The sequence below is a fragment of the Candidatus Neomarinimicrobiota bacterium genome (assembly GCA_017656425.1).
Taxonomy (GTDB): Bacteria; Fidelibacterota; UBA2242; order UBA2242; family B5-G15; genus JACDNV01.
On the sequence record JACDNV010000001.1, the window covers coordinates 143413 to 169135 of the forward strand.

Sequence of the window (25723 nt, forward strand, 5' to 3'; positions counted from 1 at the left end):
CCCTTATTCAACAGGCTTATCTATGTCTTTAGTATTATCGTCTTCAATCTTTATTTTATTATATTCTACTTCCTTTTCCTCAAGTTTTCTACGAAGCTCATCGATTTCTTTCACTATTTTTTCAGTATTTTTATCAACCTTAATCGACTTTTTATTTTCACTTCCCTTTATACTATCATATACTATATGTCCAAGCTCTGCCTCTTTTCTCTCAATATCTTTCTTAATTTGAAAAATTTCGAGCTTAACTTTTCCAAGCTTTGTCACCTCTTCAGCTTTATCGGCTGCTTCCTTCGTAATTTCGCCAGCTTTTTTTAGAACTTTATCCATTGTGCTTTTTAAACTTTTCCACATACTAGACATAGCTTTCCTCCTTATTTCCCACCGCAAATTATTTCATTAATAATTGATAAGCAAGTAATATTAAAATAAAAAACCCCCCTTGATAGGGGGGCTTGATTTTAAGTAGTTTTAATACATATCGCCCATACCACCACCAGGAGGCATATGTGATCCTTGTTTTTCCTCTTCTTGCTTTTCGTAAACCACACATTCAGTTGTAAGAAGTAATCCAGCGATGGAAGCGGCATTTTCAATAGCTGTTCTTGTAACCTTAGTTGGATCAATTATACCAGCTTTATACATATTTGTGAATTCTTCTTTATAAGCATCAAATCCGAAATCATCATTTCCTTCTTTTACCTTTTGCACGACTATTGAGGGCTCATGTCCTGCATTTGCTGCAATCTGTCTTAATGGTTCCTCTAGAGCTTTTCTAACGATACTTACTCCAATGGCTTTATCACCATCTATCTTAAGATCATCCAATTTTTTCTGCGCTCTAATTAACGCTACTCCACCACCAGGAACTATACCTTCCTCAACAGCTGCTTTTGTAGCATGTAGTGCGTCCTCCACACGCGCCTTCTTCTCCTTCATTTCAACTTCAGTAGCAGCACCTACCTTAATAACGGCAACACCACCTGACAGCTTGGCAAGCCTTTCCTGTAGTTTCTCTCTATCATAATCAGAAGTTGTGGTTTCAATTTGAGCTTTAATCTGTTTAATCCTAGCTTTTATATCCTCAGTTTTACCACCACCTTCCACGATAGTTGTATTATCTTTATCTATCGTTATTTTCTTAGCAGTACCAAGCATATTAATAGTTGCATTCTCAAGTTTGAAACCAGCTTCTTCTGAGATTACCCTACCACCTGTCAATATTGCTATATCTTCAAGCATTGCTTTCCTTCTATCTCCAAATCCTGGTGCCTTTACAGCAGCAACCTTTAATGTACCACGTAGTTTATTAACTATCAATGTAGCAAGAGCTTCACCTTCCACGTCTTCAGCAATAATCAGTAGGCTTTTACCTGATTGGGCAACTTTTTCAAGAATCGGAAGTAGATCTTTCATGGTACTGATCTTCTTGTCATGTATTAATATGTATGGATCTTCAAGAACGGCTTCCATAGTATCAGCATTTGTCACAAAATAAGGGGAAATATATCCACGATCAAACTGCATTCCCTCTACGACTTCAAGAGTAGTCTCTATAGATTTACCTTCCTCAACTGTTATCACACCATCTTTTCCAACCTTTTCCATAGCGTCAGCAATAATATTACCAATAAACTGATCATTGTTAGCTGAAATAGCACCTACCTGTGCAATCTGCTCCCTATTAGTAACCTCCTTACTGATCTCCTTCAGACCTTCTACAACCTTCTCAACAGCGGCATCAATACCCCTTTTAATGTCCATTGGATCAGCACCAGCTGTGACATTTTTAATACCTTCAGATATTATAGCCTGTGCAAGAACGGTAGCTGTAGTTGTTCCGTCACCTGCTACATCAGAAGTCTTAGAGGCTACCTCTTTTACCATCTGAGTACCAATATTTTGACCCTTTTCTTCAAGTTCAATTTCCTTTGCAACAGTAACACCATCTTTTGTGATAGTTGGTGAACCAAACTTTTTCTCAATTACTACATTACGTCCTCTCGGACCCAAGGTAACCTTTACAGCATCGGCTAATTTATCAACACCAGCCTTTAAAGCTGATCTTGCTTCTGCATCATATATTAATAATTTCCCTGCCATGGTTTCCTCCCTTTTCTTTTTAAGATATTATTGCCAGAATATCAGTTTCTCTCATTATAAGATGTTCTTCACCATCGATTAAAATTTCCGTACCAGAATATTTACCATATAATACAGTATCACCAACCTTAATTTCCATCGGTATTTTAGTTCCGTTTTCTGTTATCTTACCAGGTCCTACTGCAATAACTTTCCCCTCCTGGGGTCTTTCTTTTGCGGTGTCTGGTAGAATAATTCCACCCGAAGTCTTTTCCTCGGGCTCCGATGGTTTTATTACTACCCTGTCTGATAACGGTTTGATTTTCATATCTTACCTCCTCCTCTTTTATCAAATTTAGCACTCCCACTGTCTAAGTGCTAAATTTATACTAAAGAGATATCTTTGTCAAGTTTTTTATCAGAGTGATAATTAAATATTGTATAACGATTGCCAATTGATTATAGATTTGACATAATTCTCCTTTATATAATGAGTATAGCGATTATTAAAAAGTTACAAATGTAAAACGATAAATAAAATATTAGAAAATTTTGGGAAAATCCAATTAGCTATAATAAAAAATGACTATGCGCATTATAACCTAAAATATTAAACCTACGATTTCCAATTTTAATAGCAGACTAACATCAAAACTTATATTCATCCCAAGCTTTTATAAGTAAATTATCATCTCTCTTCCTACTAATTGATTCTATAAATCTTGTAGCTATTTGCCTATTCGTTATTAACATAACATTATAATCTACAGCAGATCTTCTAATCAAGTAATCGTTGGTAAGCTCTTCCTTCTGATAATTCTTCGGTATATTTATTACAAGGTCTATTTTCCCATTTACTATATATTCTATTGCATTAGGTGACCTTTTCTCAAGTGGCCAAAACAGGACTTCAACAGGTATTCCATTCTGTTTCAAAAATCTAGCAGTCCCTTTCGTAGCATAAATCTTAACTCCCATATCAAGCAGCTTCCTTATAACCTCCAGCATTTCAACTTTTGACTCTATAGGACCTGTTGATAGCAGCACACTCTTGATAGAATTTTTATACCCTACGGAATACATCGATTTCAATAACGCCTCTTCGAAATCCTCCCCGAGACATCCCACCTCTCCCGTTGATGACATTTCAACCCCCAATACAGGATCGGCACCGGTTAGCCTATTAAATGAAAACTGAGGAGCTTTTACACCAACATAGTTTATTTCTAATGGAGATTTATGGTAGCCCTCTACAGGCACATGCATTATCACCTTCGTTGCAACTTCAGCAAAATTTTTCTTGGTCACTTTTGATACAAAGGGAAAACTTCTCGATGCCCTTAGATTACATTCTATCACCTTTACTTCATTGTTCTTGGCAATAAACTGTATGTTAAAAGGTCCATTTATATTCAATGCTTCGGCAATCTTCTTAGAAATTAGCCTGACTCTTTTTATCGTCTCTAAATATATTCTTTGCGGAGGAAATACAAGGGTGGCATCCCCTGAATGAACTCCTGCATTCTCTACGTGCTCGGATATCGCATAAATTACAATCCTTCCATGTTGAGCAACGCCATCTATCTCAATCTCCTTTGCATTCTCGTAAAACTTACTTATTACAGTTGGATACTCGGGTGAGATTTTAACAGCCCTTGATAGGTAATGAACCATTTCATCATCATTAGAAGCAACCGCCATAGCTGAACCACTTAATACATATGAAGGTCTTATCAGTACAGGATACCCATACTCGTGTGCGAACTTTTTAGCTTCATCAATAGAGGTTAATTCCTTCCATATCGGTTGATCAACTCCAAGACTATCAAGAAGATCAGAAAATTTCTTCCTATTCTCAGCCTTATCAATATTTTCAGGAGCAGTCCCAAATACTCTAACTCCCATCTTATGTATTTTCATTGCAATATTGTTTGGTACCTGTCCACCAAATGATATAATTACACCCAGAGGATTCATTTTCTTGTAAACATCATACACGACTTCATGGTTTATCTCGTCAAAAATCAGAAAATCAGACTCGTCATAATCGGTACTTACTGTCTCTGGATTATAGTTAAGCATAATTGTTCGATAACCAAGATTTCTTAATGTTCTCACTGCACTTACACAGCACCAATCAAATTCCACTGAACTCCCAATATGGTATGCTCCGGAACCTAGCACTATAACTGCATTATTAACGTGGCTCGAAATGTCATCACATATTGAATTATATGTTAGATATAAATAATTGGTTTTCGCAGGGAATTCACCAGCTAATGTATCAATTTGTCTTATTAACGGGACTATCCCTGATTTATATCTTTTTTCCCTAATCTCTTCCTCAGATAGCCCGGTACAGTATGATATTTGCTTATCGGAAAATCCATGTTTCTTTGCCACTTTTATCTGCTGGTCAGTAACATTACTCCCCGCTTTTTTTAGATCCTGTTCAATATTCACAATATTTTTTATTTTTTCTATAAACCATTTATCAATCTTCGTGAGTCTGCTTATTTTTTCTGTTGAAAATCCTCTCTTTATCGCTTCTGCAACCGCAAAAATACGCTCTTCAGTTGGCTCAGCTAAAACTTTCTCAATATTATCAAATTCCATGTTATCGTTGCATACCAAACCGTTAGCACCTGTCTGCAACATCCTTAAGCCCTTTTGAATAGCCTCCTCAAATTTTCTCCCAATTGCCATTACCTCACCGACAGACTTCATCTGGCTACCTATTTTCCTGGACACCATTCTGAATTTTTTCAAATCCCATCTTGGAATCTTGACCACTATATAATCCAGCGATGGTTCAAAAAAGGCAGAAGTTACCTTTGTTATGTTGTTTGGAAGCTCTCTGAGCCTATATCCCAGCGCCAGCTTTGCGGCTATGAATGCGATTGGATACCCAGTGGCTTTTGATGCGAGTGCCGAGCTTCTGGAAAGCCTTGCATTAACCTCTATTACCCTGTAATCCTCAGAATCAGGACTGTAGGCAAACTGAATGTTACATTCACCAATAATACCAAGATGTCTGATGACCTTTATACTTATTTCCCGCAATAGATGATAATCTCTATTAGTCAATGTCTGACTTGGAGCTACAACTATACTCTCCCCTGTATGTATCCCCATTGGATCTACATTTTCCATATTACATATCGTGATACAATCTCCAGCATAATCACACATTACTTCATATTCGACTTCTTTCCATCCTTCCAAATATTCCTCAATCAAAACCTGTGTGGTGTATTTTAGAGCTTTGGTTACCTGTTCTTGCAACTCCTCTACGCTTCTACAAATACCTGACCCCAGTCCACCGAGAGCATACGCCACTCTCATCATAACGGGAAAACCAATATCCTTTGCAACTCTGATTGAATCTTCAACAGTTTCAACAGCCACACTCTTTGGAAATTTTACACCTATCTCTGAAAGTTTTCTTTTAAATCTATCTCTATCCTCCGTATCAATAATAGTCTCGATTGGAGACCCCAACACTTTTACATTATATTTTTCAAGGACACCACGTTTATAAAGTTCAACCCCTGTATTTAAAGCGGTCTGCCCTCCAAATGAAAGCAAAATTCCATCAGGTCTTGTCTCTTCAATAACTTTTTCAACAAAATCAGCATTAACAGGAAGAAAATAAATCTTATCCGCCAGTCCTTCTGATGTTTGAATAGTAGCTATATTAGGATTTATTAGAATTGTGAAAATCCTCTCTTCTTTGAGTGCTTTAATCGCTTGACTACCACTGTAATCAAATTCTCCTGCTTCACCTATTTTTAATGCTGAGCTTCCTAAAACAATTACTCTTTTAATTTTTTCTTTCATTGCAATACCGCTAAAAATTTATCAAACAAATATGATGTATCGATAGGTCCGGGAGAAGCTTCCGGGTGAAACTGCACACTAAAAAATTTACCTGACTCATGCATCATCCCCTCACTGGTCTTATCGTTTAAGTTACTGAACCATGGTATCCAATCGGAGGGTAATGTAGAATCCTTAACTGCAAAACCATGGTTTTGAGACGTTATATAGCATTTGTCCTCTTTTAAGTCTACAACTGGTTGGTTCTGTCCTCTATGACCATATTTCATTTTGTATGTATCTGCACCTACTGATAAAGCAAGTATCTGATGCCCTAAACAAATACCCATTATAGGTCTACTATCATTCAAAATTCCTTTGACATTTTCTATCACATCCCCACACATTTTCGGGTCTCCCGGTCCATTAGAAATAACTATACCGTCAAAATCGAAATTTTTAATATCCGCATTCCAGGGTAACCTTAAAACCTCAACCCCTCTTTTCAACAATTCCCTCAATATCCCATTCTTACATCCAAGGTCTAGTACAGCTATTCGTTTTTTACCCTTTCCCATTATCTTAACTTCATTGCAGCTAACTTCTTTTACAAGATTGTATTTGTTGGGGTCAAAAAATTCCACATCCTCATCAATCAATAATCTACCAAGCATTGTGCCTCGTTCTCTCAAAATAGTAGTAAGGATTCTCGTATCTACATTGCATATTCCAGGTATTTTATGACTCTTTAACCAGTTACCAAGACTTTCTTTTGCAGTATAATGGGAATAATAATCCGAATAGTCATCAATCACAAGCGCTCTTACCTGAATATTTGAGGATTCAAAATATTTAAATTGAATATCCTGGTCAACAAAATCCGGTACTCCATAATTTCCGATTATTGGATTGGTCAAGACCAGTATCTGTCCATAATAAGATGGATCAGTCAAAGATTCTGGATAACCAACCATACCGGTACAAAAAACTACCTCTCCAGAAGTGGATTTTTCATAACCGAAGCTATTTCCCTCAAATACAGAACCGTCCTCTAAAACCAATTTTGCTTTTAGCCTATACTTATCCTCTCTATTTTTTTTGTGCTTATAGACCATCATTAACCTTCTTTAAAGTCGATATAATTTATTCTTTTAATCGCCCCAATCCAAACTCAAGGCAGGCAACTTAAATAAATTTAAATTAATTGGTCAATAACTTTCGAAATTTCAGATTTCGGTTGAAGACCAATCAATTGATTGGCTGGTTTACCATCTTTAAAAATTATTAAAGTGGGAATACTTCTTATTCCAAATTGCTGAGCTAACTCCGACTCCTCTTCCACATTTACTTTACCCACCTTGATCTTCCCTGCATATTCATTCGCAAGCTCCTCAATTATAGGTGCTAATCTTCGACATGGTGCACACCATTCAGCCCAAAAATCAACAAGAACGGGAACTGCAGAATTCTCAACCTCAGTTTTAAAATTATCCTTGTTAATAACCAACACATCACCAGCCATTTTATACTACCCCGGTGTTTAATTTATTTCCTTTCATATTGAATCACTCGAATAGCCATCTGATAATTTCCGAGAGGGTTGGTCTCTTACCATACATTAAAATAGCAGTTCTAAAAATTTTACCTGCTATTTTAATGGAAATCAGAACAAATATCAATAAAATTATTAAAGTTAGCCAGAATTCCCACCTTTCAAAAGTTCCCACGGAAATCTTTAACATCATAACATAAGGTGTAAAAAATGGAATAAACTGGAAAATCCTCGTTAGCAGAGAATAAGGATTTGTAATTACATAAAAATAAAACATAATAGGCAAAACCATTATAACATAAATTATAGAAATTGATTGTTGAGCTTCATACTCCGAAGTGAATAAAGAGCCGAGTGCGGCAAAAACCGATGAGTATAATAGGTATCCAAGCAAAAAATATACAATTATCGGTAATGCGACCTCACTTATATTCAGGTTAAATCCTTTTGAATAAGAAATATAAAAACCTACTGCAATATATATGAATGTTTGTGTTAATCCCAAGAGTCCAAGTCCAAATATTTTACCTGTCATTAATTCTCCAGGAGAAACGATAGACAGTATAACTTCTATCAATCTACTTGACCTCTCAATTATCACACTCCTCATTAACATTTGAGATGAATTTAATACAACGGAAAAAAATAAAAAGAGTACTATAACAGGAATAAGATAAAATTCCACCGATGACAATTTTTTCTCACCACCTTTACTGACTTTTATAACATCAAGATATATCTTTCTATCAATTCCATGAATATTTTCTATATCAACACCTGCTCTTTTTAATATATATTTTAATGCAATATAATTTAAAGAATTCTCGAGTATTGCTATATCATTAATGTTTGTCTCACCCGTATAATATTTAACCTTATCCATTTCGAAAATATTAGCAGGGATTAATAGATAACCGGAAATAACCATTGAATCCAGTAGCTTTTTACAGGTACTTATTAAATCTCTTCGTTCACCCTCATTAAATATCATCACCTGAAATTTTGGTCTACCATCGCTAAGTTTATACCTATCCATCAAATAACATGATAGTTCCATACCAATACCGCTATCAGATTGATCCGCTATAGCAATAACCTTTGATTCATCAGACTCAACTCCCATTATCAATGAAGGTAAATACATACCAAGTATTATTAGAGCAGGTATGATAAAAGTCGATATAACGAAAAACTTTGTTCTAATCCTTAATAAATATTCCCAGGATGCTATATTATAAATATTTTTAAGATTCACTCCCACTCACAGCCTTTATAAATATATCCTCAAGAGATGGCTCAAGTACCTGAAAATGTACTAATTCTCCAAGAGTCGCCAAATTATAAATTATATCCTTTATATTCATGGACTCATCATAATTCCCAGTAAGCCTGTTACCCTCAAGTTTAACATTTTTAAGAATTTTCAATCCTTTTGCCTTAACTTCATCTATGTCACTTTCAAAATCCACGACTATTTTATTTATCCTGTATTTTTTCTTTATATCAACCAGCTTACCTGTCAGTATCACATTGCCTTTATCTATTAAGCATATTTCATCGCATAGTTTTTCAACTTGATCCATTTGATGAGTTGATAAAACAACTGTTTTGTCATCCCTCTTAAACTCCTGAATAATTTCCTTTAATAAAATTTGATTTACAGGATCGAGACCCATAAAGGGCTCATCAAGAATTAATATTTCAGGCTTGTGCATAACTGCTATTATAAATTGTACTTTTTGCTGATTACCTTTAGATAGCTCTTCCACCTTTTTCGCTGAATAATCAATCAATCCAAATCTATCAAGCCAGTAATTCGTCATCTCGCAAGCTTCACTCGAAGATAAACCACGAAGCTTTCCAAAAAACACCAAAATATCCTTTAATCTAACCTTTTGATATAATCCCCTTTCCTCGGGTAAATAGCCCAGATGTCTGTATATATTCTTATTTTTAGATATACCCAGTCGAATCTCACCAGTATCGGGTTTTATTATTCCAAGCATTATTCTGATTGTTGTAGTTTTTCCTGCACCGTTAGGACCCAGCAGTCCAAAAATCCGACCACTATCTATATTTAGATTTATTCCATCTACCGCCCTGATTCTCCCAAAACACTTAGTAACATTCTTTAATCTAATCATCTAAACTCTAACGGAAATTCATCTTTTGGCAACATCTATTAAAATCTTACCTATATCCGCTATTTCATGTAAGCCACAGAATTTTTCTTCCCAAGGACCTTTGGCAAATATTGCAACAAATGAAGCGGTATGTTGGTTTGTAGTAAAAATAGGCTTTATCCCAATTTCATCGCTATCTTCTTTTAAAACTAAACCGCCAGTCTCATGATCACCAACTACTACTATCAACAAATCATTCCTTTTCCTTTGATAATCCAGAGCCCAGTTGATCGCATCAGTAAAGTCCTTCATCTCAACCTTAAATCCATACTCATCTTTTTCATGTCCTCGCCAATCAATCTGTCCCCCCTCAACCATAAGAAAAAAACCCTTTGGATTATTGTCAAGCACTTCAACAGCTATCCTTGTCATTTCTTTCAATGTTAGTGTCCTGAGTTCTGCTCTCTTAAGCCCTTCATAAGCAAATAATCCAAGAAGCTTACTTATTGTGTCAGTAAAGGTCTTTTCAAGCTGGACATAACTTGAAACGAAGAAATAACCCCTATTTATCATTATGCTTATTAAATTGGTATCAAGTACTATATTCTTCTCAAAAAATCTCAATCCACCACCCATTAAGACATCAACATTTGATGAGCATATCTGAGCTGCTATTTCATATTCCATACCTCTATTTAATACATGAGAAACAAATGCAGCAGGAGTTGCATGAGTGATACTAGTGGTAGTAACTATTCCTGTCGCTTTTGCATGTTCATTTGCAACTTCTAAAACCGTTTTTAATCTTTCACCATTATCATCTACACTAATCATACCTTTTTCAACCTTATGTCCCGTAGCAAGTGCTGTAGCAGAAGCTGCCGATTCACCAACTTTAGACTTACCTGCAGGATCAGTTGCAACAAGACCTGCAACGGGGAATTTTCTGAAGGGACTATTCTCATTTGCATAGTAATCCCAGGTTAGGTGTGGCACACCCATACCATCACCGATAAATAGTATAACCGACACTGAGTCTCGAGCAGAACAACCAGCAAAACTTAACGATAATATTATGAGAACTGGTAGTATCAGGTGATAAATTTTACGAATTTTCTCTTCCCTACTTTTACAATATATTCTTTATTCTTTTCAAGTGTAAAATTTATGTCACTAATTTTTTCTTTATTTACTTCAATAGCCCCTTGTCTTATAAGCCTCCTACATTCACTTTTAGAGGGAAGAATACCATATTCTGCTAAAAGATTTACAAGCAACTTATTATTACTTTCTACTTTTACCTCCGGTATATCGTCGGGAATTTCCCTTCTGCTAAATACCTTTTCAAAATTCTTCTGTGCAGCCAGGGCAGCCTCTTCTCCATAGTACATTGCTACAATAGCCCTAGCTAACTCTTTTTTTACATCCATAGGATTAACAGTTTTGTCATTAAGCCTCCTCTCCACATCCTTCAGTCTCTCAATATCATAATCTGTTACTAGAGTAAAGTATTTTAATATTAAATTATCTGGTATGGACATAACTTTCCCGAACATTTCATCTGATTCTTCATCTATACCAATGTAGTTTCCTAAGGATTTGCTCATCCTTTGCTTACCATCAATACCCTCAAGTACTGGTAAAGTAATAACAACCTGTGGTTCCTGACCATATTCTTTTTGAATTTGTCTTGCTGCAACAAGATTGAAAAGTTGCTCAGTGGCTCCAAGTTCCACATCTGCCTGTATAGCAACGGAATCATACCCCTGCATCAAAGGATAAAAAAATTCATGAAGGCTTATCGGTTTACCCTCTTTATATCTATTTGCAAAGTCGTCTCTCTCGAGCAATCTTGCCACAGTAAACCTTGCAGCAAGGTCCATAACATCACTAAAAGTCATTTTTGAAAACCATTCACCATTATATCTAACCTCCGTTTTATTCTTGTCAAGAATTTTAAAAAATTGCTTTTCATAAGTCTTGGCATTTTCGACTACCTGCTCATATGTCAACCTGGGTCGTGTATCGCTTCTACCTGATGGATCTCCTACCATTCCAGTATAATCACCGATTATCAAAACTACCTTATGACCAAGATCCTGAAATTGCCTTAATTTTCTTAATCCAACTGTATGACCAAGGTGAATATCTGGAGCCGTAGGATCGAAGCCCTGTTTCACTCTCAATGGCTTCCCTGTTTCCTCACACCGCTTAAGCTTCTGAACAAGCTCTTCTTCACTTATAAGATTTTCTACTCCACTTTTTATCACCTTAAGTTGTTTTTCTATTGGTGGAAAATTCAAAACTTACCCCTCCTTATCCTTTCCAATTCCCTTTTAGCATCCCTTTCTGCAATATCGGCACGTTTATCATGCATCTTTTTACCACGTGCCAATCCAAGTTCAACCTTTACTTTTCCCCTTTCATTAAAGTACATCTTTAAAGGAATTATTGTTACACCCTTGCTTTGGACATATCTTTTTAATCTGCGAATTTCCTGTTTCTTTAATAGTAATTTTCTTTGCCTTTCAGGATTGTGGTTGATATATCCACCGTATTTATATGGAGATATATGACTATTTATCAGAAACACTTCCCCATTTTTTATAATTGCAAAACTATCTTTCAAATTGACTCTACCTTCGCGTAGAGATTTTACTTCAGTGCCCTGCAACTGTATCCCCGCCTCTATCCTATCAAGAATAAAATATTCATGTAATGCTTTCCTATTCGATGTTATAATTTTATAATGAGACATAGTTCAATAAACCACTCGAAATTAGCAAATTTTAGAAAATATTATAAAACAATTCCAGCTGAAAAATAGAAATAGAAGGCTCTATGCCCTTTATGATATATATTTTTTTCGCCATTAGATAAAACCAAATCAATAGGTCCAAGCGGTGTGAAAATCAATAATCCTGCTCCAAAACCCAATAAATTATTACCACCATTGACTGCCTGTTTTTTATAATCAAATCTATAATATGGTGCATAACTAATACTGACATAAGGTCTAAAAATTTTAGTTATATTGTATCCATAATCAAACCTGAAAAAAACAACGTCACTAAGAGTTAATTGGTCATAATCTGCTCCAATAAAATCTTTTCTGCCACCGAATCTAAAAAATCTGCAAATAGGTAATTTATCTCCAAATCCTGCAAAAATCATAGCTCGGAAGGTATTACTACCAACGGTATTATAATAGTCTACACTTGATAAAATATACCGGTATTCATAGTTGACAGGGTTATTTTTGAAGGCATCTGACATCTCAAGTTTCATTTTCATACCGATCATCGGGTGAAAACTATCATTAAGATTATCGAATTCTATCCTTAATGTTAAATTGTTCAGGCTTTTTTTTGTATAGGGGAAAAGTAAAGAATCAATAGAACCTATGTCGAGTTTAAAAATCTGATATTCGGATCCAAAATCAAAAGTTATATTTAGCATATTTTTTAAAAGCAGCCCAAAACCAAAATCTATACCTTTGCTTTTATCAATAAAACTTGCCTTTTTAATGCCTTCATTGTCATAAATAAAATAAGGTTTATTCAAAGACCATGTATTAAAATACGGATAAAATGGCATATCCATACTTCTTGATGGACAACTAATATTTAAGCGAAATTGTGTATAGCCCATAGCTATCAATTCTCCATCAAGACGCACTCCTGGAAATAAAAAACTCAAGTTTTCATAGCCTATCAGTCCAATCAGATTATACCGATTGTCTAAATGTATCCCGGTTCTGACCTTGTTAAGGTATTTTTCTTTAATATTAACTCTTAAAACAACTTTATTCTCATGCTGAGGAATTATTTCATAGGTAATGTTTTCAAAATAGCCAAAACTGTAGAGACGTTCTATCTTTTCAGACAATCTATCAACATCCAGCAATTCACCAATATTTATTCCCATAATTCTTTTTATAAAGTTCTCTGAGAAACTCTTACATCCTGTTATCTCAATATGTGAAATTTCAGGAGGGGAAATATCTTCTATAACCAGCTCCAGATGAACTCTCCCATCCGCCAATTGTCTTATCTTATATTTTACACTCTTCACTTCCTTCAATGCCTTTAGTCTGGCAATAATGGATTCAAGATCAGCAATATCAATAGTATCCCCTGGACTTATATTCATAATATCCTTTAATCTTTCAAAGGAAATGCTCATTCTCCCGATGATCGAAATATTTGCAATGACCATTTTATCGTCGGGTATATTTAAACCTGATTCATCATGTATTCTTTTATAATCGCTATTTTTTAGCTTAATCAATTTATCAAGATTTTTATATGCGGCTATTTTACCTATCTTTATTATATCTTTTATCCTTCCAATTTCAAAATCAAAGGGCGTATATCCTTTCAAAGGAACCTCAATCAATATATCTGCATATTTCAAATTCCTCGACATACTATTATTTCTGGCTATTGTATATGATTGAGCTAAAACGTCAATAGTATTTTTTATGTCATCTATCTCTTTCATGGGCATAAATACAAACACACCAATAACAATATCAGCACCCATTTCCTTTGCAACATCTGCCGGGAAATTATTAACCAGACCACCATCAATGAGAAGAGAATCACCCCAGACAACCGGACTGAATATGGTGGGCACTGCCATAGTTGCCCTTATCGCTTTCGCTAAAGAACCGCTTTTATGTACTACCTCTTTCCCGGTTATCAAATCGACAGAAATACATCTAAATGGTATCGGAAGTTTATCAAAATCCCCAACATATTCATAAGGAAATGTAAGGCGTGCTAAAGTCATATATATGTTTTGCCCAGCAATCAAGCCGCCCTTCGTTACGGGTCTGAAATTTTCTATTCCAAACTCCAGATGATATCTCCCTTCGTTCCTTTTTAAAAAATATGGCAGTCTATTACGAGGTATCTTATCTTCAAAGATTTTTAGCCAATCAATGGATAAAGCAAGGTTCTCTATTTCCCTCCCAGTATAGCCAATAGCATATAGCCCGCCAACTATGCCACCCATACTTGTTCCTGTAACATAGTCTGCTTTGATACCAAGAGAATCAAGAACTTCTATAACTCCAATATGAGCAAACCCTAATGCTCCTCCACCAGAAAGAGCTAAACCAAGCTTTTTACAATCTTCTGATAATATTGAGACTGGTCTTATTATTAGGAATAATATTACTATAAATACTCTTACTACTTTTTTTCCCATTTGTCCTTAATTAATCTAAAGAAATTTTTAACACTCTTTATAGTAAAAACCAACATTATTTCATCTAAAAGCATACTTTTTAATTGAAATGAACATGGAACTTACAATATATACCTGTTTAAAAACAAGGCGAAACATTTAAAAAAAGATGAGAATATTTTATTATAAACACAGAATTTTTTAATAAATAAAAATACTACCACTTGCTTTTATCATATGCCTTTTCGTAGTTTTTGCAGATTTTAAATCAAGCTTCTGGAGGATTAAATGGAAATTAAAAAATTAGTTTTTATCAGAATACTAATAGCTGTAATTTCTCTCGAAATTCCTCTTTTATTCTGCAATAATACTGAAAGAGGTGAGAACAAATTCATTGACTCCCTCATTTCCGTTATGACCCTCGATGAAAAAATTGGTCAGCTGGTCCAGATTGATTATGGAACGATCAGTCATGAAAGGGCTGTCGAACTTGTTAGAGAAGGTAAGGTTGGGTCTCTATTTAATCTTGGAATTCTTGATAACTGCCTTAAATTACAAAGGACTGCCGTCGAAGAATCTAGGCTGGGAATACCACTTATAATCGGACAGGATGTTATACATGGATTCAGAACCATTTTCCCAATTCCACTTGCTGAATCTTGTGCATGGGACCCAAAGATATCAGAAAGAAATGCTCGTATTGCTGCTATTGAAGCCTCTGCCTGTGGAGTTCACTGGACATTTGCACCAATGGTCGATATTGCGCGCGATGCTCGTTGGGGTAGAATAGCTGAAGGATCTGGAGAAGATCCTTATCTCGGTTCTATTCTTGCTTCTGCGAAAGTCAGAGGTTTCCAGAGTAACAATTTGAGTAAGAACAATACAATCGTTGCATGTCCAAAACACTACGTAGCTTACGGGGCTGCCGAGGGTGGAAGAGACTATAATACTGTTGAAATATCGCTTATCACTTTACACGAAATATACCTACCACCATTCCTCTCTGCAATTAGAGAAGGTGCATTAACAATAATGTCAGCATTCAACGAGATAAATGGAGTCCCAGCATCCGCCAATCCCTATACCTTAAAGAGTATATTGCGAGATAATTGGAAATTTGACGGATTCGTTGTAAGTGATTATAATGCTGTCAATGAACTTATTGCCCACGGATTTGCTAAAAATATGAAAAAAGCCGCCATGAAGGCATTTTTAGCTGGAGTTGATATGGAAATGATGGGTTATACTTATTTTAACCATATGAAGGAGTTAGTCGAGGAGGGTACAATTCAGGAGGAACAAATTGATAAATCAGTTAGAAGAATTTTAAAAGTAAAATACAGACTTGGTCTCTTTAATGATCCCTATTATGGCAACAAAGAAAGGGAACAGAAGGAAATTCTTAAAAAAGAGTTCGTAAAACAGGCACGACAATCTGCAAGAGAGTCAATTGTATTACTAAAAAATGAGGGTGTATTACCTATAAGTGATAAAGATTTACCATTAGCTGTAATTGGTCCATTAGCCGATAGCAAAGAAGATCTGCTAGGATCATGGTCATGCTACGGTAGACCAGAAGATGTTATATCAATATTAGAAGCTCTTAGAGAAAAATACAGTGATAGAAATATATTATATCATAAAGGTTGTGAAATAATAGGTGGTAATAAAAAAGGTTTTCAAAAAGCAATTAAAATAGCAAAGAAGGCAAAAACCATTCTACTTGTGTTGGGAGAAGCAAGCTGGATGAGCGGTGAGGCTGGTAGTAGAGCTTATATTGGACTCCCAGGTTATCAGCTTGAACTAGCAAAAGAAATAAGAAGAAACACCAATAAGCCTATAATTGCTATCCTTGTGAATGGCAGACCTCTAGCAATAAAATGGCTTGCTGACAATGTAGATGCAATTGTTGAAAGCTGGCAATTAGGTATCCAGCATGGACCTACAGTTGTGGACATTTTATCGGGAGATTATAATCCTTCAGGAAAACTAACCGTAACTTTTCCACAAGCTACAGGACAGGAACCCATCTACTATAACCATAAGAACACAGGAAGACCCCCTGTAGGTGAAAGAAGGAGATATGTTTCCTGGTACGTGGATTTACCCTATGGTGTATTATATCCGTTCGGCTATGGATTGAGCTATTCCAAATTCGACTACCATGATCTTGAAATCTATCCAAGAAGTCTTTCGATAAATGACACATTACATATAAAATTTAAAATTACAAACAAAAGTAATATAGCAGGCAAAGAAATTACCCAACTCTATATTAGAGATATCTCGGCCAGCATTACAAGACCCGTTAAAGAATTAAAAAGGTTTAAAAAGATAATGATTAGTCCAAAAGAAACAGTAAAAATAGAATTTAAACTACCGATTAGAGAATGTGGATTTTATAATGAAAATCTTGAATATGTTATTGAACCGGGATTATTTAAATTGTGGGTAGGACCAAATTCAGCTGAAGGACTAGAAGGAGAGTTCATCGTCAAATGATACATTAATAAGCCGATAACTGAAGCAGTTTCTCACGAACGCTATTTCTGATTGTTTTTCTATCTATAATCCCTTTAAAAATTGAATCCTGTGAGGATACTACGGGCAGTTGCTCTATTTGGAGCTGATCCATAATTTTAATGGCATCAGTAAGTTGTTGGTTTTCTTTTACAAACTCTTTTGCAGGTTCCATAATATCAGTGGCGACAAGCATATCCCAGAGACTGCTATCTGTTAACACGTCTTTAATCTCATTAACTGTAATTATCCCCAGTAATCTGTTGCTTTTATCAAGCACCGGAAGAATTCCGTGTTTACTTTCCCCCAGGAGTGAAATAACATCTGTTACAGTAGTATCCTCAAATACCGGCACAATATCGGTGGATACCACCTCCTTAACAGTTAGTTCATTGATTATATCATCTTCTGTTATCTTTCTATTCACCTCACCAGCAAGTGTAACTGCAAGCTTTACCATTGGTGGACCAATTATCTGAACAATAAAAGTAGTAGCTGTAACACCAAATATAATAACATCTCCCAATGACAATCCAGACCCAACTTTTACATTTGCCAAGTGTGCAGTTGCCATTATTGATAAACCGATAGCCACACCACCCTGAGCAAAAAGAGCCATACCAGCATACTTTTGAACAACCTTTTGAGCTCTCGATAATCTACCACCTATTATCACTCCAGCCATTTTCCCTATTGATCTTAAAAGAACATATAGAACTACAATAGTCCATAGCCATAAGGGCATTTTCGCAATAGTTAACCTTGCACCTACAAGAACAAAAAATAGAATATAAATTGGGATTGAAAATGCATTTATTCGATTTATCAGCTCTTTGCTCCTTTTTGGACTCAAATTCACAAGGGTAATACCCATTGACATAGCAGCCAGAATAACATCCATATCATATCTTACACATACTCCGAGCAACAACAATAATACACCTATCGCAATAGCAGTATTCATTTCATGATTTGATGACCTTTTTACAACACGATCAACAATAATCCCACTCAATAAACCTAACCCCACAGAGCCAAACAATTCCAAGAGCATTTTTATAATATTTTCAGATAACTCCGAACCTCCGCCTGACAGAACCTGTGCAACACCAGTCCCTATTCCATATAGGGTCATTGCAAGAGCATCATCCAAAGCAACTATTGCGATAATAGTTGTAGTTAATATCCCTGCCGCTCTATACTCCCACAATACGTTAACCGTAGATGCCGGATCCGTTGCTGACGCTATGGCGCCAAAAACAATACCCGACGCAAGGGAAATTTGAAAATTATTGGTAACCTTGTACAAAACTACAGTACAGGCAATCCCAACAAGAATAAAGGCTAACATACCTTCAGCTACAAGAATAGATGAAATCTGCTTCCCATATTTTCTAAATGTGGAAAATTTTATCTCTGAGCCAACAAGAAAGCCTATAACTCCAAGGGCAAAAAAGTTGAACTGATTCAACTTCAGAACATCTTCAGTCGTAACAATCCTGAAACCACTTTCACCGATTATCAGACCCATAACAATATATCCCAGAACCTGCGGAATCTTTAACTTTTTAGCAACTGTTGCACTTAAAATACCACCAATTACTCCTATACCGAAAAGCACCAGAATACCAGGAGTCACCATTATAGCTCCATTTCCTTTTTTACCAACAGGTTATAAATTTCCAGTGGGTTATCTTTATTGATAATTTCATTACGCAGATTCTGATCACGTAAAATTTTTGATACCCTTGATAGTGCCTTTAAATACTGCACATGCTGTCCCACTCCAGCTACTAATAATACAACAATGTGGACAGGTTTACCATCAAGGGACTCATAATCGTTGATTCCTTCTTTATTCACACCCATTGCCATTACAACATCATCAACACCTTCAATACGTATATGGGGAACGGCAATTCCAAAACCAATTCCAGTACTCATTATTTGCTCTCTTCTGGTAACAGCTTCTTTTAACTTCTCTTTATCCGGCATGCCCTCAATCTTGGAAACCTTCTCAATAATCGCATCCAGAGCTTTTTCTTTATTTATATTTTTAAGTATAAGTACCCTATCAGGTGATAATATCCTTGCAATAGATATATATTCACTTGATGTAGCAAAACCAGAGCCAAGTTTTCGATTAACCCATTTTTCTATATCCTCCCTTTTAAAACGCCAGGTTGTCCCTATCTTACCTCCAGGTAACTCACCTCTGTTCACCCAATTAATAACCGTCCTTTCTGATACCTTCAAATATTTAGCAACCTCTTCAAGGGTCATTATTTCATCCATCATTTTCCCTCTTTATTCAATATACGTACAAATATAAATAAAATTACATTATATTACAATATTTGCGTAATTTTCTAATATTATACATGGATTTGAAATTTTTAGTAAGATTTGTCGAAGAAAAACTCAAACGGTAGTTGTCGGAAATATTTTAGCTTATTTGTAAAACCTGTGCGTTCTATACTCTTTACCTCAAACAGAGCTATAAAATAATCGGGAACCTTATCATTTATTAACTTTATTTCATTTATAAAATCTTCCCTTAGATTAGCGTAGCTCAACATTCTAGTTCTTTCCAATCGACCGGGATATCCAAAACCTGCAATAAACATAAATACCTCACCGGCCAGTCCTGGCATTTTTACCAGTAACGAATAATCGATGTTAAATTTATTTTTTTGTTCATATGATGCCTGAAGCCTCGTATAAACCTGGAGAGTATCTCCACCATCATTCAATATAATTAACCTCTCTTCAGGATGATATTGAAATCTTATAGGTATTCTAAAAAACAATTTTTTAAGTTTTCTTAGATTCCTTAGTTCTCCAATATATATCATATTGTGTTTTTTTAAATCATCAAGTTTAATCTCGGAGGAGAGCTTTAAATCGACAGCATCGGTGAACTGATATAGAATAGGTAATAAATCCATAAGGTTATATATTGCCCCAAAGGGAACACCTGTTATCTCTGATTCCCACAATTTTTCAGTGGGATACATTCTCAAAAACTCACTTAATTCTTCTTCAGAATTTATAGTCCAGTCCCTTACTTGCCTGTATCTATTCAATCTTTCATTGTATTCATCCATCATAAAATCATCACCAATTACTATAATAATTGGTAGTTTATTCTCAAAAAAGCCTACCCAAATCGGATCATTCTTACTAACCACATGACGTTCCGGATATATTGATTTTTTACCCACTCCATAAAAAACCTTGAGGACCAGCGCAGAGTTTAATATAACCAGTAACAATATCAACACAACTCTGACATCTTTAAGTGGTTTAATAATTGAGGAAAGTTTTGATAAATAAATGTGTGGTTTATAGTAATATATTACTTCATATCTCCCCCTTGGTACTGATACACATATTTTATCTCCCTTCCCTTCAGTCTCATAATACTTAGAAAGCTTCTTTCTTAAATTGTAAATGTGGTATCTTACTGTGGCGTCTTTATCAGAATTAAAGGAGGTGTCTTTACCGAATACATCAATTGCAATTGTCGTTTCCTTGGGGATTATATTTTTTAATGAGCATTCAACTAGATATTTTAAAAGCTCCTTATATTTTTTTGATTCCTTAAATATTTCACTATTTAATATTTTGTTTAAAGCCTCAAGCTTCTCCTTTTTGGTAATCTTATCATTACTATTACCCATCAAAAGCTATTTTATAAAAAGATTAAATTAAATTCAAATTTTATTTAAGCGGTATTATTTAACAACATTAAAATTTTTATCTAAAATAATTTCTCTTTTTATCTTACCGCTCTCAGCTCTAAGTATTAGATTCCCTTCAATTGTTGAAACTTCTAACAGGATCGTAGCAATACCAGCCTCGGCGTTTATTGGGTTCTTACCAATTAATTTTCCGGGGCCGATAACTTCAAACCTCACGGGTTTCGAATAATCAGGTAATACCATTCCATTTTTATCCTTTACTTCTGCATGGATAAAGAGTATATCTTTATTTCTACCATCTGGTTTCCTTCCAGAAAAGTCAACTACAATATCAATAAAATGTGGATAACTGGGAGTTACTACTAAATGCTTTGCAACTTCAAAGCCGTCGATATATCCAATTGCTTCCAACTTCCCATGTACAAATCTTTCCAGTTCAAATATATATGGTGGATATTTAAGGTTTTCAGAAAACCCCTCCTCAAAGTGGAATTTTTTAATTTCCTTATTATTAAGTTTCAACCTTACACTATCACAGTTAGAAAAAACTTTAATAAACCTTTTTGAATTTTTATTCCAGAACGATGCAATAAATACGAAAGGCCTATAAAATTCAAGTTCATTAATATTAGGTTTCCTTTGGCTCCTATAGAAATTATAAACAAACTTTGGCAACCTAAAAATATCCATAACACCTGACGACTCAATATCGTCAGAATATCCCCGATTATAATCGAACATTACCCAATTTGAACAACCAATAACATTCCAACCTCTAATATCATTAAATGCTTCCTGAAAATTCAATGCCTGTTGTAACAATCTTCTTTCTCCATCAGCCCTAAATTGTCGTGATGTCCTCTCCTCAGGTTTTAGATTCTTAAATTCGGGCTGCTTAAAGCCAGCATTCTGGGCATAATACTCCCAGTCACCATATTCAGCAATAAACATTGGTCTGGATGTTTTGTAATACTTCCAGTAAAAGGGTTTCCTTGCATGCTGACGTGCAGGTATAAATACGTCATAAACAGTATCCTGCCATCCAGCTGTATAACACTGACCCCCTGGATACTCCTCATGAGCTATCTGATGAGCCTTTTTCATAAATTCCACACTCATCTGCGACTCATTCAATGATGCCTCCCAGATGATTACACTCGGATGATTTCTGTCTTTTCTTATCATTTTTCTAATATTATTTAAGCTTCTCTTTTGAAATACCTCATTTCCAAAAAATTGCCAACCCGGGATTGCATCCATTACAAGAATTCCCAATTCGTCGCAGGCATCGAGAAATGCATCAGCCTGAGGATAATGAGACAAACGAACAAAATCAAAACCTGCCATTTTTATTTTATAGGCGTCTCTATAATGACAATTATCAGGAAGAGCATTACCAATGTATGGATATTCTTGATGTCTATTGGTACCATTAATAAACATTTTTATTCCATTAATGAAAAATCCTTCTTTTAATATCTTTATATTTCTTATACCAATCCTCGTTATTATCATATCTATTTTCACTCCGTCTTTCCATAATTCCGACTCCAAGTTATAAAGATGTGGATGATAGGGATGCCATAGTTTTGGGTTTTTAACTAACAGTGACTGAATAATATGCTCGCTTTCCCCGGGATTTAGGTCCACAGATTCCTCTTTGGTTAAAATAATTTTATCATCCTCATTATCAATTAATTTCGTTACTAATTTTATTCTTTCTTTCTGTATACTTTCATTTCTTATATGTGTCTTAACCCATACCCTGGCTGAATCTTTACTTACGAAGGGATACCGAACAAATATCCCCCCACCTGCAGGAATATCCTCAAAAATAGGATCCGTGATATGGATCTTATTCAATATATGCATTTTAACATTTCTGTATAAACCTCCGTAATAACAAAAATCCAGATATTTTAAAGGCTTGCCAGGTGGGATTTCAGGATTATCTCTGTTATCGAGCCTCACCGCTATAACATTTTCTTTGTCGAAATAAATATCATCAGTTATATCGATTATGAATGGCAAATAACCACCGTAATTAGTAACTTTGTGCGCACCATTTACCCAGACATCAGCTACCTGCATTGCTCCCTCGAATTCTATAAAAATCTTATTGTTGTAATACTTTTTATCTATATTAAATTTTTTTCTATACCAGCATATCCCTTGCCATTGATTGTTAACAACAAGCGGTTCTATCTTCGGTGAATGTGGTAGCTCAACTGTCTCCCATTTACCATCGTCGAAATCAATACGATAAAAATTACTATCAATGGTATTTGTATCACATCTAAAAAATTTCCACCCTTTATTAAAATTTACATCTCTTTTATAGTAACCATCAATAAAGTTTTTATTACAATTCATCAGTAATATCAGTTTTACCAAAAGTAAAATTGCTTTTGCTGATTTACAGACTTTCATCTAGTCCTCGCTCAGATTTTTTGTTTGATTTTAAAATATTATTTCAAAAACAGGATTTTTTTTGCTTCTATAATATTATTTGAAATAAAAGCAATCAAATACACTCCACTACTAACCAATTTGCCATTTTCATTTTTACCATCCCAGCTGATAACATACTCACCACCGTTGTATTTACCTGTGACCAATTCCTTAACTATACAACCACTTAAATCAAATATATTTATAGTTACACTCGAATTTTCAGAAATATTATACTTTACATATACCCTGTTATTGAAGGGATTTGGATAAATATTCCTTATAGCGCATAGTTCTGCTTTCTCAACTTCAGACTTTACTCTATTATATCCGGGTTCATCAAAATAGACCCAATGAAGGGTTGTATCATCTACTTGAGTTAGTAATGAACTAGTTATATCCAAACGACGTTTGTGAACATTTTGTTCTGCATAACCGTAATCTATGTTTTCTATATAGAAGGAATAATTTAAACTGTCACCCGCTCTTAATCCTGATTTAGGAATATATAGAGTCCCAGACCAGAATGAACCATTATATACGCTATTCTCCTCTCGGTGTAAAAAAAAACTGGTTTTATTCCAGCTTAGCTGTCCGGATGTTATTGTAGAATCTCCCCTCAAACCAACCGGACCGTTCACCTCAGGATCAAAAATTCCACTTTTCATTAATTTTGCCAGATTAACCCGAAAAAAAATTGCCAAATAATTATCTTTTACCTCATAAGGCTTCCAGTACTGGGGTAATGCCTCACCGGTAGAATTATAGAATTGAATTGGTAAAATGGTATCATTTTCTCCTGCTATAAATATTCTTGTATTACCTTTTCCCTGAAAAGGCAGTATCGGTCCTTCCCAACCCAATCTCAAATACGTAGGGTGATTCCTATCATAACCAGTCCAGAATTTATAAAGAAGTGTATCACCTGGCCTCATTTCAAATACCACCTGCCAGTAATCACCCCCAATATTCTCCATAATAAGATCAGACTCAGAATCCCATGATAGTTTTCTTCCGTCAGGTAAAATATCCAGTAAACTGTTTTTTAATTCCCCTCTAACCTGGACAAAGTGATAAGGTCTGAGCGTATCATAATGAGTTGAAGTATTTAAACGCAACTTTACATTTATCTTAATAGTATCCTCAGGAATTTCTGAAAAAATATCAAGTGACTCTAATGCATTTCCTTTAAAATCAAAAAGAGCATTGTTTTCCCAGGCTGAACCAATGTTTGGTGTAGTAATCCATGTTGGTGCCCAATAGATTACCCCAATTCCTTTTTTATTCTTGATATCCTTCACAATTGTAATCAGGTCCTTTAGAAACTTTGCCTGACCTTCAACTGTAGCAGGATAGCCACTATGCAATTGATTACTTGTGGAAACTATATTTCCAACTTTATCAGCATTATCTAAAGTCCATGGATAAGCAGTCTCTACGACAATAATTTCTTTTTTATAGCGAACAGCCAGATCGTTTAGATTATATCTCAGGTCATTGAGGGTTCCATGCCACCATGGATAAAAAGATAATCCAATGAAATCAAAATCAACACCATATTTCATTAGATTATCGAAAAACCAGCGTGCACCTTTGTTATCACCGCCGCGATCAATATGGATCATTATTTTAATACTATCACTGCCCGGGCAGGCTTCTTTCACACCCCTAATTGCCTCCTCCAATAGAGCCGTAAATTTTTGCCATCGCTCAGGAGTATCATATGATCCTCCTACCCTACCATCGGGCCATAAAAACCCCGGAGTGATCTCATTACCCACCTGGACAATGTCAGGCATTACTTTATTATTATAAAGACATGAAATTACATCACTGGTATAACGGTAAACACTATCTTTCAATTCCTCGAAAGACAAATTTTCCCAAGCTTTGGGCTTGTATTGTTTACCTGGATCAGCCCAGGTATCAGAATAATGAAAATCAAGAAGAAAATACATATTACGGCTTTTTATCCTCTTTGCCATGTAAATAACTTTCTCCAATGTATTGTAATTTTCACTGGGAGTATGCCATAATTTTAACCTTATTGTATTCATTCCATGATCTTTTAAAATATCAAGAGGGTCCTTAACCTTGCCACTATCTCTATAAGCCCCACCGTTATCCTCTACTTGTGGAATAAAAGAAACATCACCACCCTGAAAAAAAACTTCTCCACCGATCGCAAATGAAAAAAGCAAAATAGATATTAGAAAAACAGCGATATCACTTTTTAACAAAAATATACTTTTCATATTATTCCCCTGAAAAATATAGGC

At 35.2% G+C, this 25723-nt stretch carries 18 protein-coding genes; 1 reads left to right on the plus strand and 17 read right to left on the minus strand.

Annotated features, from left to right (window positions below):
* Positions 1 to 3 precede the first annotated feature (3 nt).
* The 12 genes from H0Z29_00620 to H0Z29_00675 all read right to left on the minus strand — a co-directional run bounded on the left by H0Z29_00620 (position 4) and on the right by H0Z29_00675 (position 14790).
* Complete coding sequence (locus H0Z29_00620; protein ID MBO8130000.1) at positions 4 to 363, minus strand: hypothetical protein; 360 nt, start codon at positions 361 to 363, stop codon at positions 4 to 6.
* A gap of 108 nt (positions 364 to 471) precedes the next feature.
* On the minus strand, positions 472 to 2103 hold the full coding sequence (gene groL, locus H0Z29_00625) for a chaperonin GroEL (GenBank protein ID MBO8130001.1): 1632 nt from the start codon (positions 2101 to 2103) through the stop codon (positions 472 to 474).
* Between the two features lie 19 nt (positions 2104 to 2122).
* Positions 2123 to 2410: a co-chaperone GroES gene (gene groES / locus H0Z29_00630; GenBank protein ID MBO8130002.1), complete on the minus strand. Its 288-nt coding sequence runs from the start codon at positions 2408 to 2410 to the stop codon at positions 2123 to 2125.
* Between the two features lie 320 nt (positions 2411 to 2730).
* Positions 2731 to 5922 carry a carbamoyl-phosphate synthase (glutamine-hydrolyzing) large subunit gene (carB, locus tag H0Z29_00635; protein MBO8130003.1) on the minus strand — a complete coding sequence of 1064 codons (3192 nt, stop codon included), beginning with the start codon at positions 5920 to 5922 and terminating at the stop codon, positions 2731 to 2733.
* Entirely contained in the window at positions 5919 to 7016 is a 1098-nt protein-coding gene (carA, locus tag H0Z29_00640; GenBank protein MBO8130004.1) for a glutamine-hydrolyzing carbamoyl-phosphate synthase small subunit, read from the minus strand. Before carA ends, carB begins: the two co-directional genes overlap by 4 nt.
* A gap of 80 nt (positions 7017 to 7096) precedes the next feature.
* Positions 7097 to 7423, minus strand: a complete 327-nt coding sequence (trxA, locus tag H0Z29_00645; protein MBO8130005.1) for a thioredoxin — start codon at positions 7421 to 7423, stop codon at positions 7097 to 7099.
* Positions 7424 to 7466: 43 nt separating this feature from the next.
* Complete coding sequence (locus H0Z29_00650) at positions 7467 to 8708, minus strand: ABC transporter permease (GenBank protein MBO8130006.1); 1242 nt, start codon at positions 8706 to 8708, stop codon at positions 7467 to 7469.
* Positions 8698 to 9597 carry an ATP-binding cassette domain-containing protein gene (locus tag H0Z29_00655; protein MBO8130007.1) on the minus strand — a complete coding sequence of 300 codons (900 nt, stop codon included), beginning with the start codon at positions 9595 to 9597 and terminating at the stop codon, positions 8698 to 8700. The genes H0Z29_00650 and H0Z29_00655 overlap by 11 nt, the downstream gene beginning before the upstream one ends.
* Before the next feature lie 18 nt (positions 9598 to 9615).
* Positions 9616 to 10608 (minus strand): alkaline phosphatase, encoded by a 993-nt coding sequence (locus H0Z29_00660; GenBank protein ID MBO8130008.1) that lies wholly within the window; start codon positions 10606 to 10608, stop codon positions 9616 to 9618.
* 59 nt (positions 10609 to 10667) lie between these two features.
* Positions 10668 to 11879, minus strand: coding sequence for a tyrosine--tRNA ligase (locus tag H0Z29_00665; GenBank protein MBO8130009.1), 1212 nt, complete (start codon positions 11877 to 11879; stop codon positions 10668 to 10670).
* On the minus strand, positions 11876 to 12334 hold the full coding sequence (gene smpB / locus H0Z29_00670; protein MBO8130010.1) for an SsrA-binding protein SmpB: 459 nt from the start codon (positions 12332 to 12334) through the stop codon (positions 11876 to 11878). Before smpB ends, H0Z29_00665 begins: the two co-directional genes overlap by 4 nt.
* 41 nt (positions 12335 to 12375) lie before the next feature.
* Positions 12376 to 14790, minus strand: coding sequence for a patatin-like phospholipase family protein (locus tag H0Z29_00675; protein ID MBO8130011.1), 2415 nt, complete (start codon positions 14788 to 14790; stop codon positions 12376 to 12378).
* A 267-nt stretch (positions 14791 to 15057) separates the two neighbouring features.
* On the opposite strand from H0Z29_00675, the gene H0Z29_00680 reads away from it, so the two are divergent.
* Positions 15058 to 17271, plus strand: coding sequence for a glycoside hydrolase family 3 C-terminal domain-containing protein (locus tag H0Z29_00680; GenBank protein MBO8130012.1), 2214 nt, complete (start codon positions 15058 to 15060; stop codon positions 17269 to 17271).
* 4 nt (positions 17272 to 17275) lie between these two features.
* On the opposite strand, the gene H0Z29_00685 is transcribed toward H0Z29_00680, so the two are convergent.
* The 5 genes from H0Z29_00685 to H0Z29_00705 all read right to left on the minus strand — a co-directional run bounded on the left by H0Z29_00685 (position 17276) and on the right by H0Z29_00705 (position 25699).
* A complete protein-coding gene (locus H0Z29_00685; GenBank protein MBO8130013.1) occupies positions 17276 to 18931 on the minus strand; it encodes a cation:proton antiporter in 1656 nt (551 codons plus the stop codon).
* Positions 18931 to 19587, minus strand: a complete 657-nt coding sequence (locus H0Z29_00690) for a PTS sugar transporter subunit IIA (protein ID MBO8130014.1) — start codon at positions 19585 to 19587, stop codon at positions 18931 to 18933. Before H0Z29_00690 ends, H0Z29_00685 begins: the two co-directional genes overlap by 1 nt.
* A gap of 98 nt (positions 19588 to 19685) precedes the next feature.
* Complete coding sequence (locus H0Z29_00695) at positions 19686 to 20972, minus strand: hypothetical protein (GenBank protein MBO8130015.1); 1287 nt, start codon at positions 20970 to 20972, stop codon at positions 19686 to 19688.
* Positions 20973 to 21026: 54 nt separating this feature from the next.
* The gene (locus H0Z29_00700; GenBank protein ID MBO8130016.1) at positions 21027 to 23423 is read right to left on the minus strand and encodes a DUF4982 domain-containing protein; all 2397 of its coding nucleotides are present in this window, start codon (positions 23421 to 23423) and stop codon (positions 21027 to 21029) included.
* A gap of 38 nt (positions 23424 to 23461) precedes the next feature.
* Entirely contained in the window at positions 23462 to 25699 is a 2238-nt protein-coding gene (locus tag H0Z29_00705; GenBank protein ID MBO8130017.1) for a glycosyl hydrolase 53 family protein, read from the minus strand.
* Positions 25700 to 25723: the final 24 nt, after the last annotated feature.

Coding starts and splice junctions, on each gene's coding strand:
- smpB (MBO8130010.1), bottom strand. CDS start 12,334: ATGTCTCATTATAAAATTATAACATCGAATAGGAAAGCATTACATGAA.
- H0Z29_00700 (MBO8130016.1), bottom strand. CDS start 23,423: ATGAAAGTCTGTAAATCAGCAAAAGCAATTTTACTTTTGGTAAAACTG.
- carB (MBO8130003.1), bottom strand. CDS start 5,922: ATGAAAGAAAAAATTAAAAGAGTAATTGTTTTAGGAAGCTCAGCATTA.
- H0Z29_00705 (MBO8130017.1), bottom strand. CDS start 25,699: ATGAAAAGTATATTTTTGTTAAAAAGTGATATCGCTGTTTTTCTAATA.
- carA (MBO8130004.1), bottom strand. CDS start 7,016: ATGGTCTATAAGCACAAAAAAAATAGAGAGGATAAGTATAGGCTAAAA.
- H0Z29_00690 (MBO8130014.1), bottom strand. CDS start 19,587: ATGATGGATGAAATAATGACCCTTGAAGAGGTTGCTAAATATTTGAAG.
- groL (MBO8130001.1), bottom strand. CDS start 2,103: ATGGCAGGGAAATTATTAATATATGATGCAGAAGCAAGATCAGCTTTA.
- H0Z29_00685 (MBO8130013.1), bottom strand. CDS start 18,931: ATGGTGACTCCTGGTATTCTGGTGCTTTTCGGTATAGGAGTAATTGGT.
- H0Z29_00675 (MBO8130011.1), bottom strand. CDS start 14,790: ATGGGAAAAAAAGTAGTAAGAGTATTTATAGTAATATTATTCCTAATA.
- H0Z29_00655 (MBO8130007.1), bottom strand. CDS start 9,597: ATGATTAGATTAAAGAATGTTACTAAGTGTTTTGGGAGAATCAGGGCG.
- groES (MBO8130002.1), bottom strand. CDS start 2,410: ATGAAAATCAAACCGTTATCAGACAGGGTAGTAATAAAACCATCGGAG.
- trxA (MBO8130005.1), bottom strand. CDS start 7,423: ATGGCTGGTGATGTGTTGGTTATTAACAAGGATAATTTTAAAACTGAG.
- H0Z29_00620 (MBO8130000.1), bottom strand. CDS start 363: ATGTCTAGTATGTGGAAAAGTTTAAAAAGCACAATGGATAAAGTTCTA.
- H0Z29_00695 (MBO8130015.1), bottom strand. CDS start 20,972: ATGGGTAATAGTAATGATAAGATTACCAAAAAGGAGAAGCTTGAGGCT.
- H0Z29_00680 (MBO8130012.1), top strand. CDS start 15,058: ATGGAAATTAAAAAATTAGTTTTTATCAGAATACTAATAGCTGTAATT.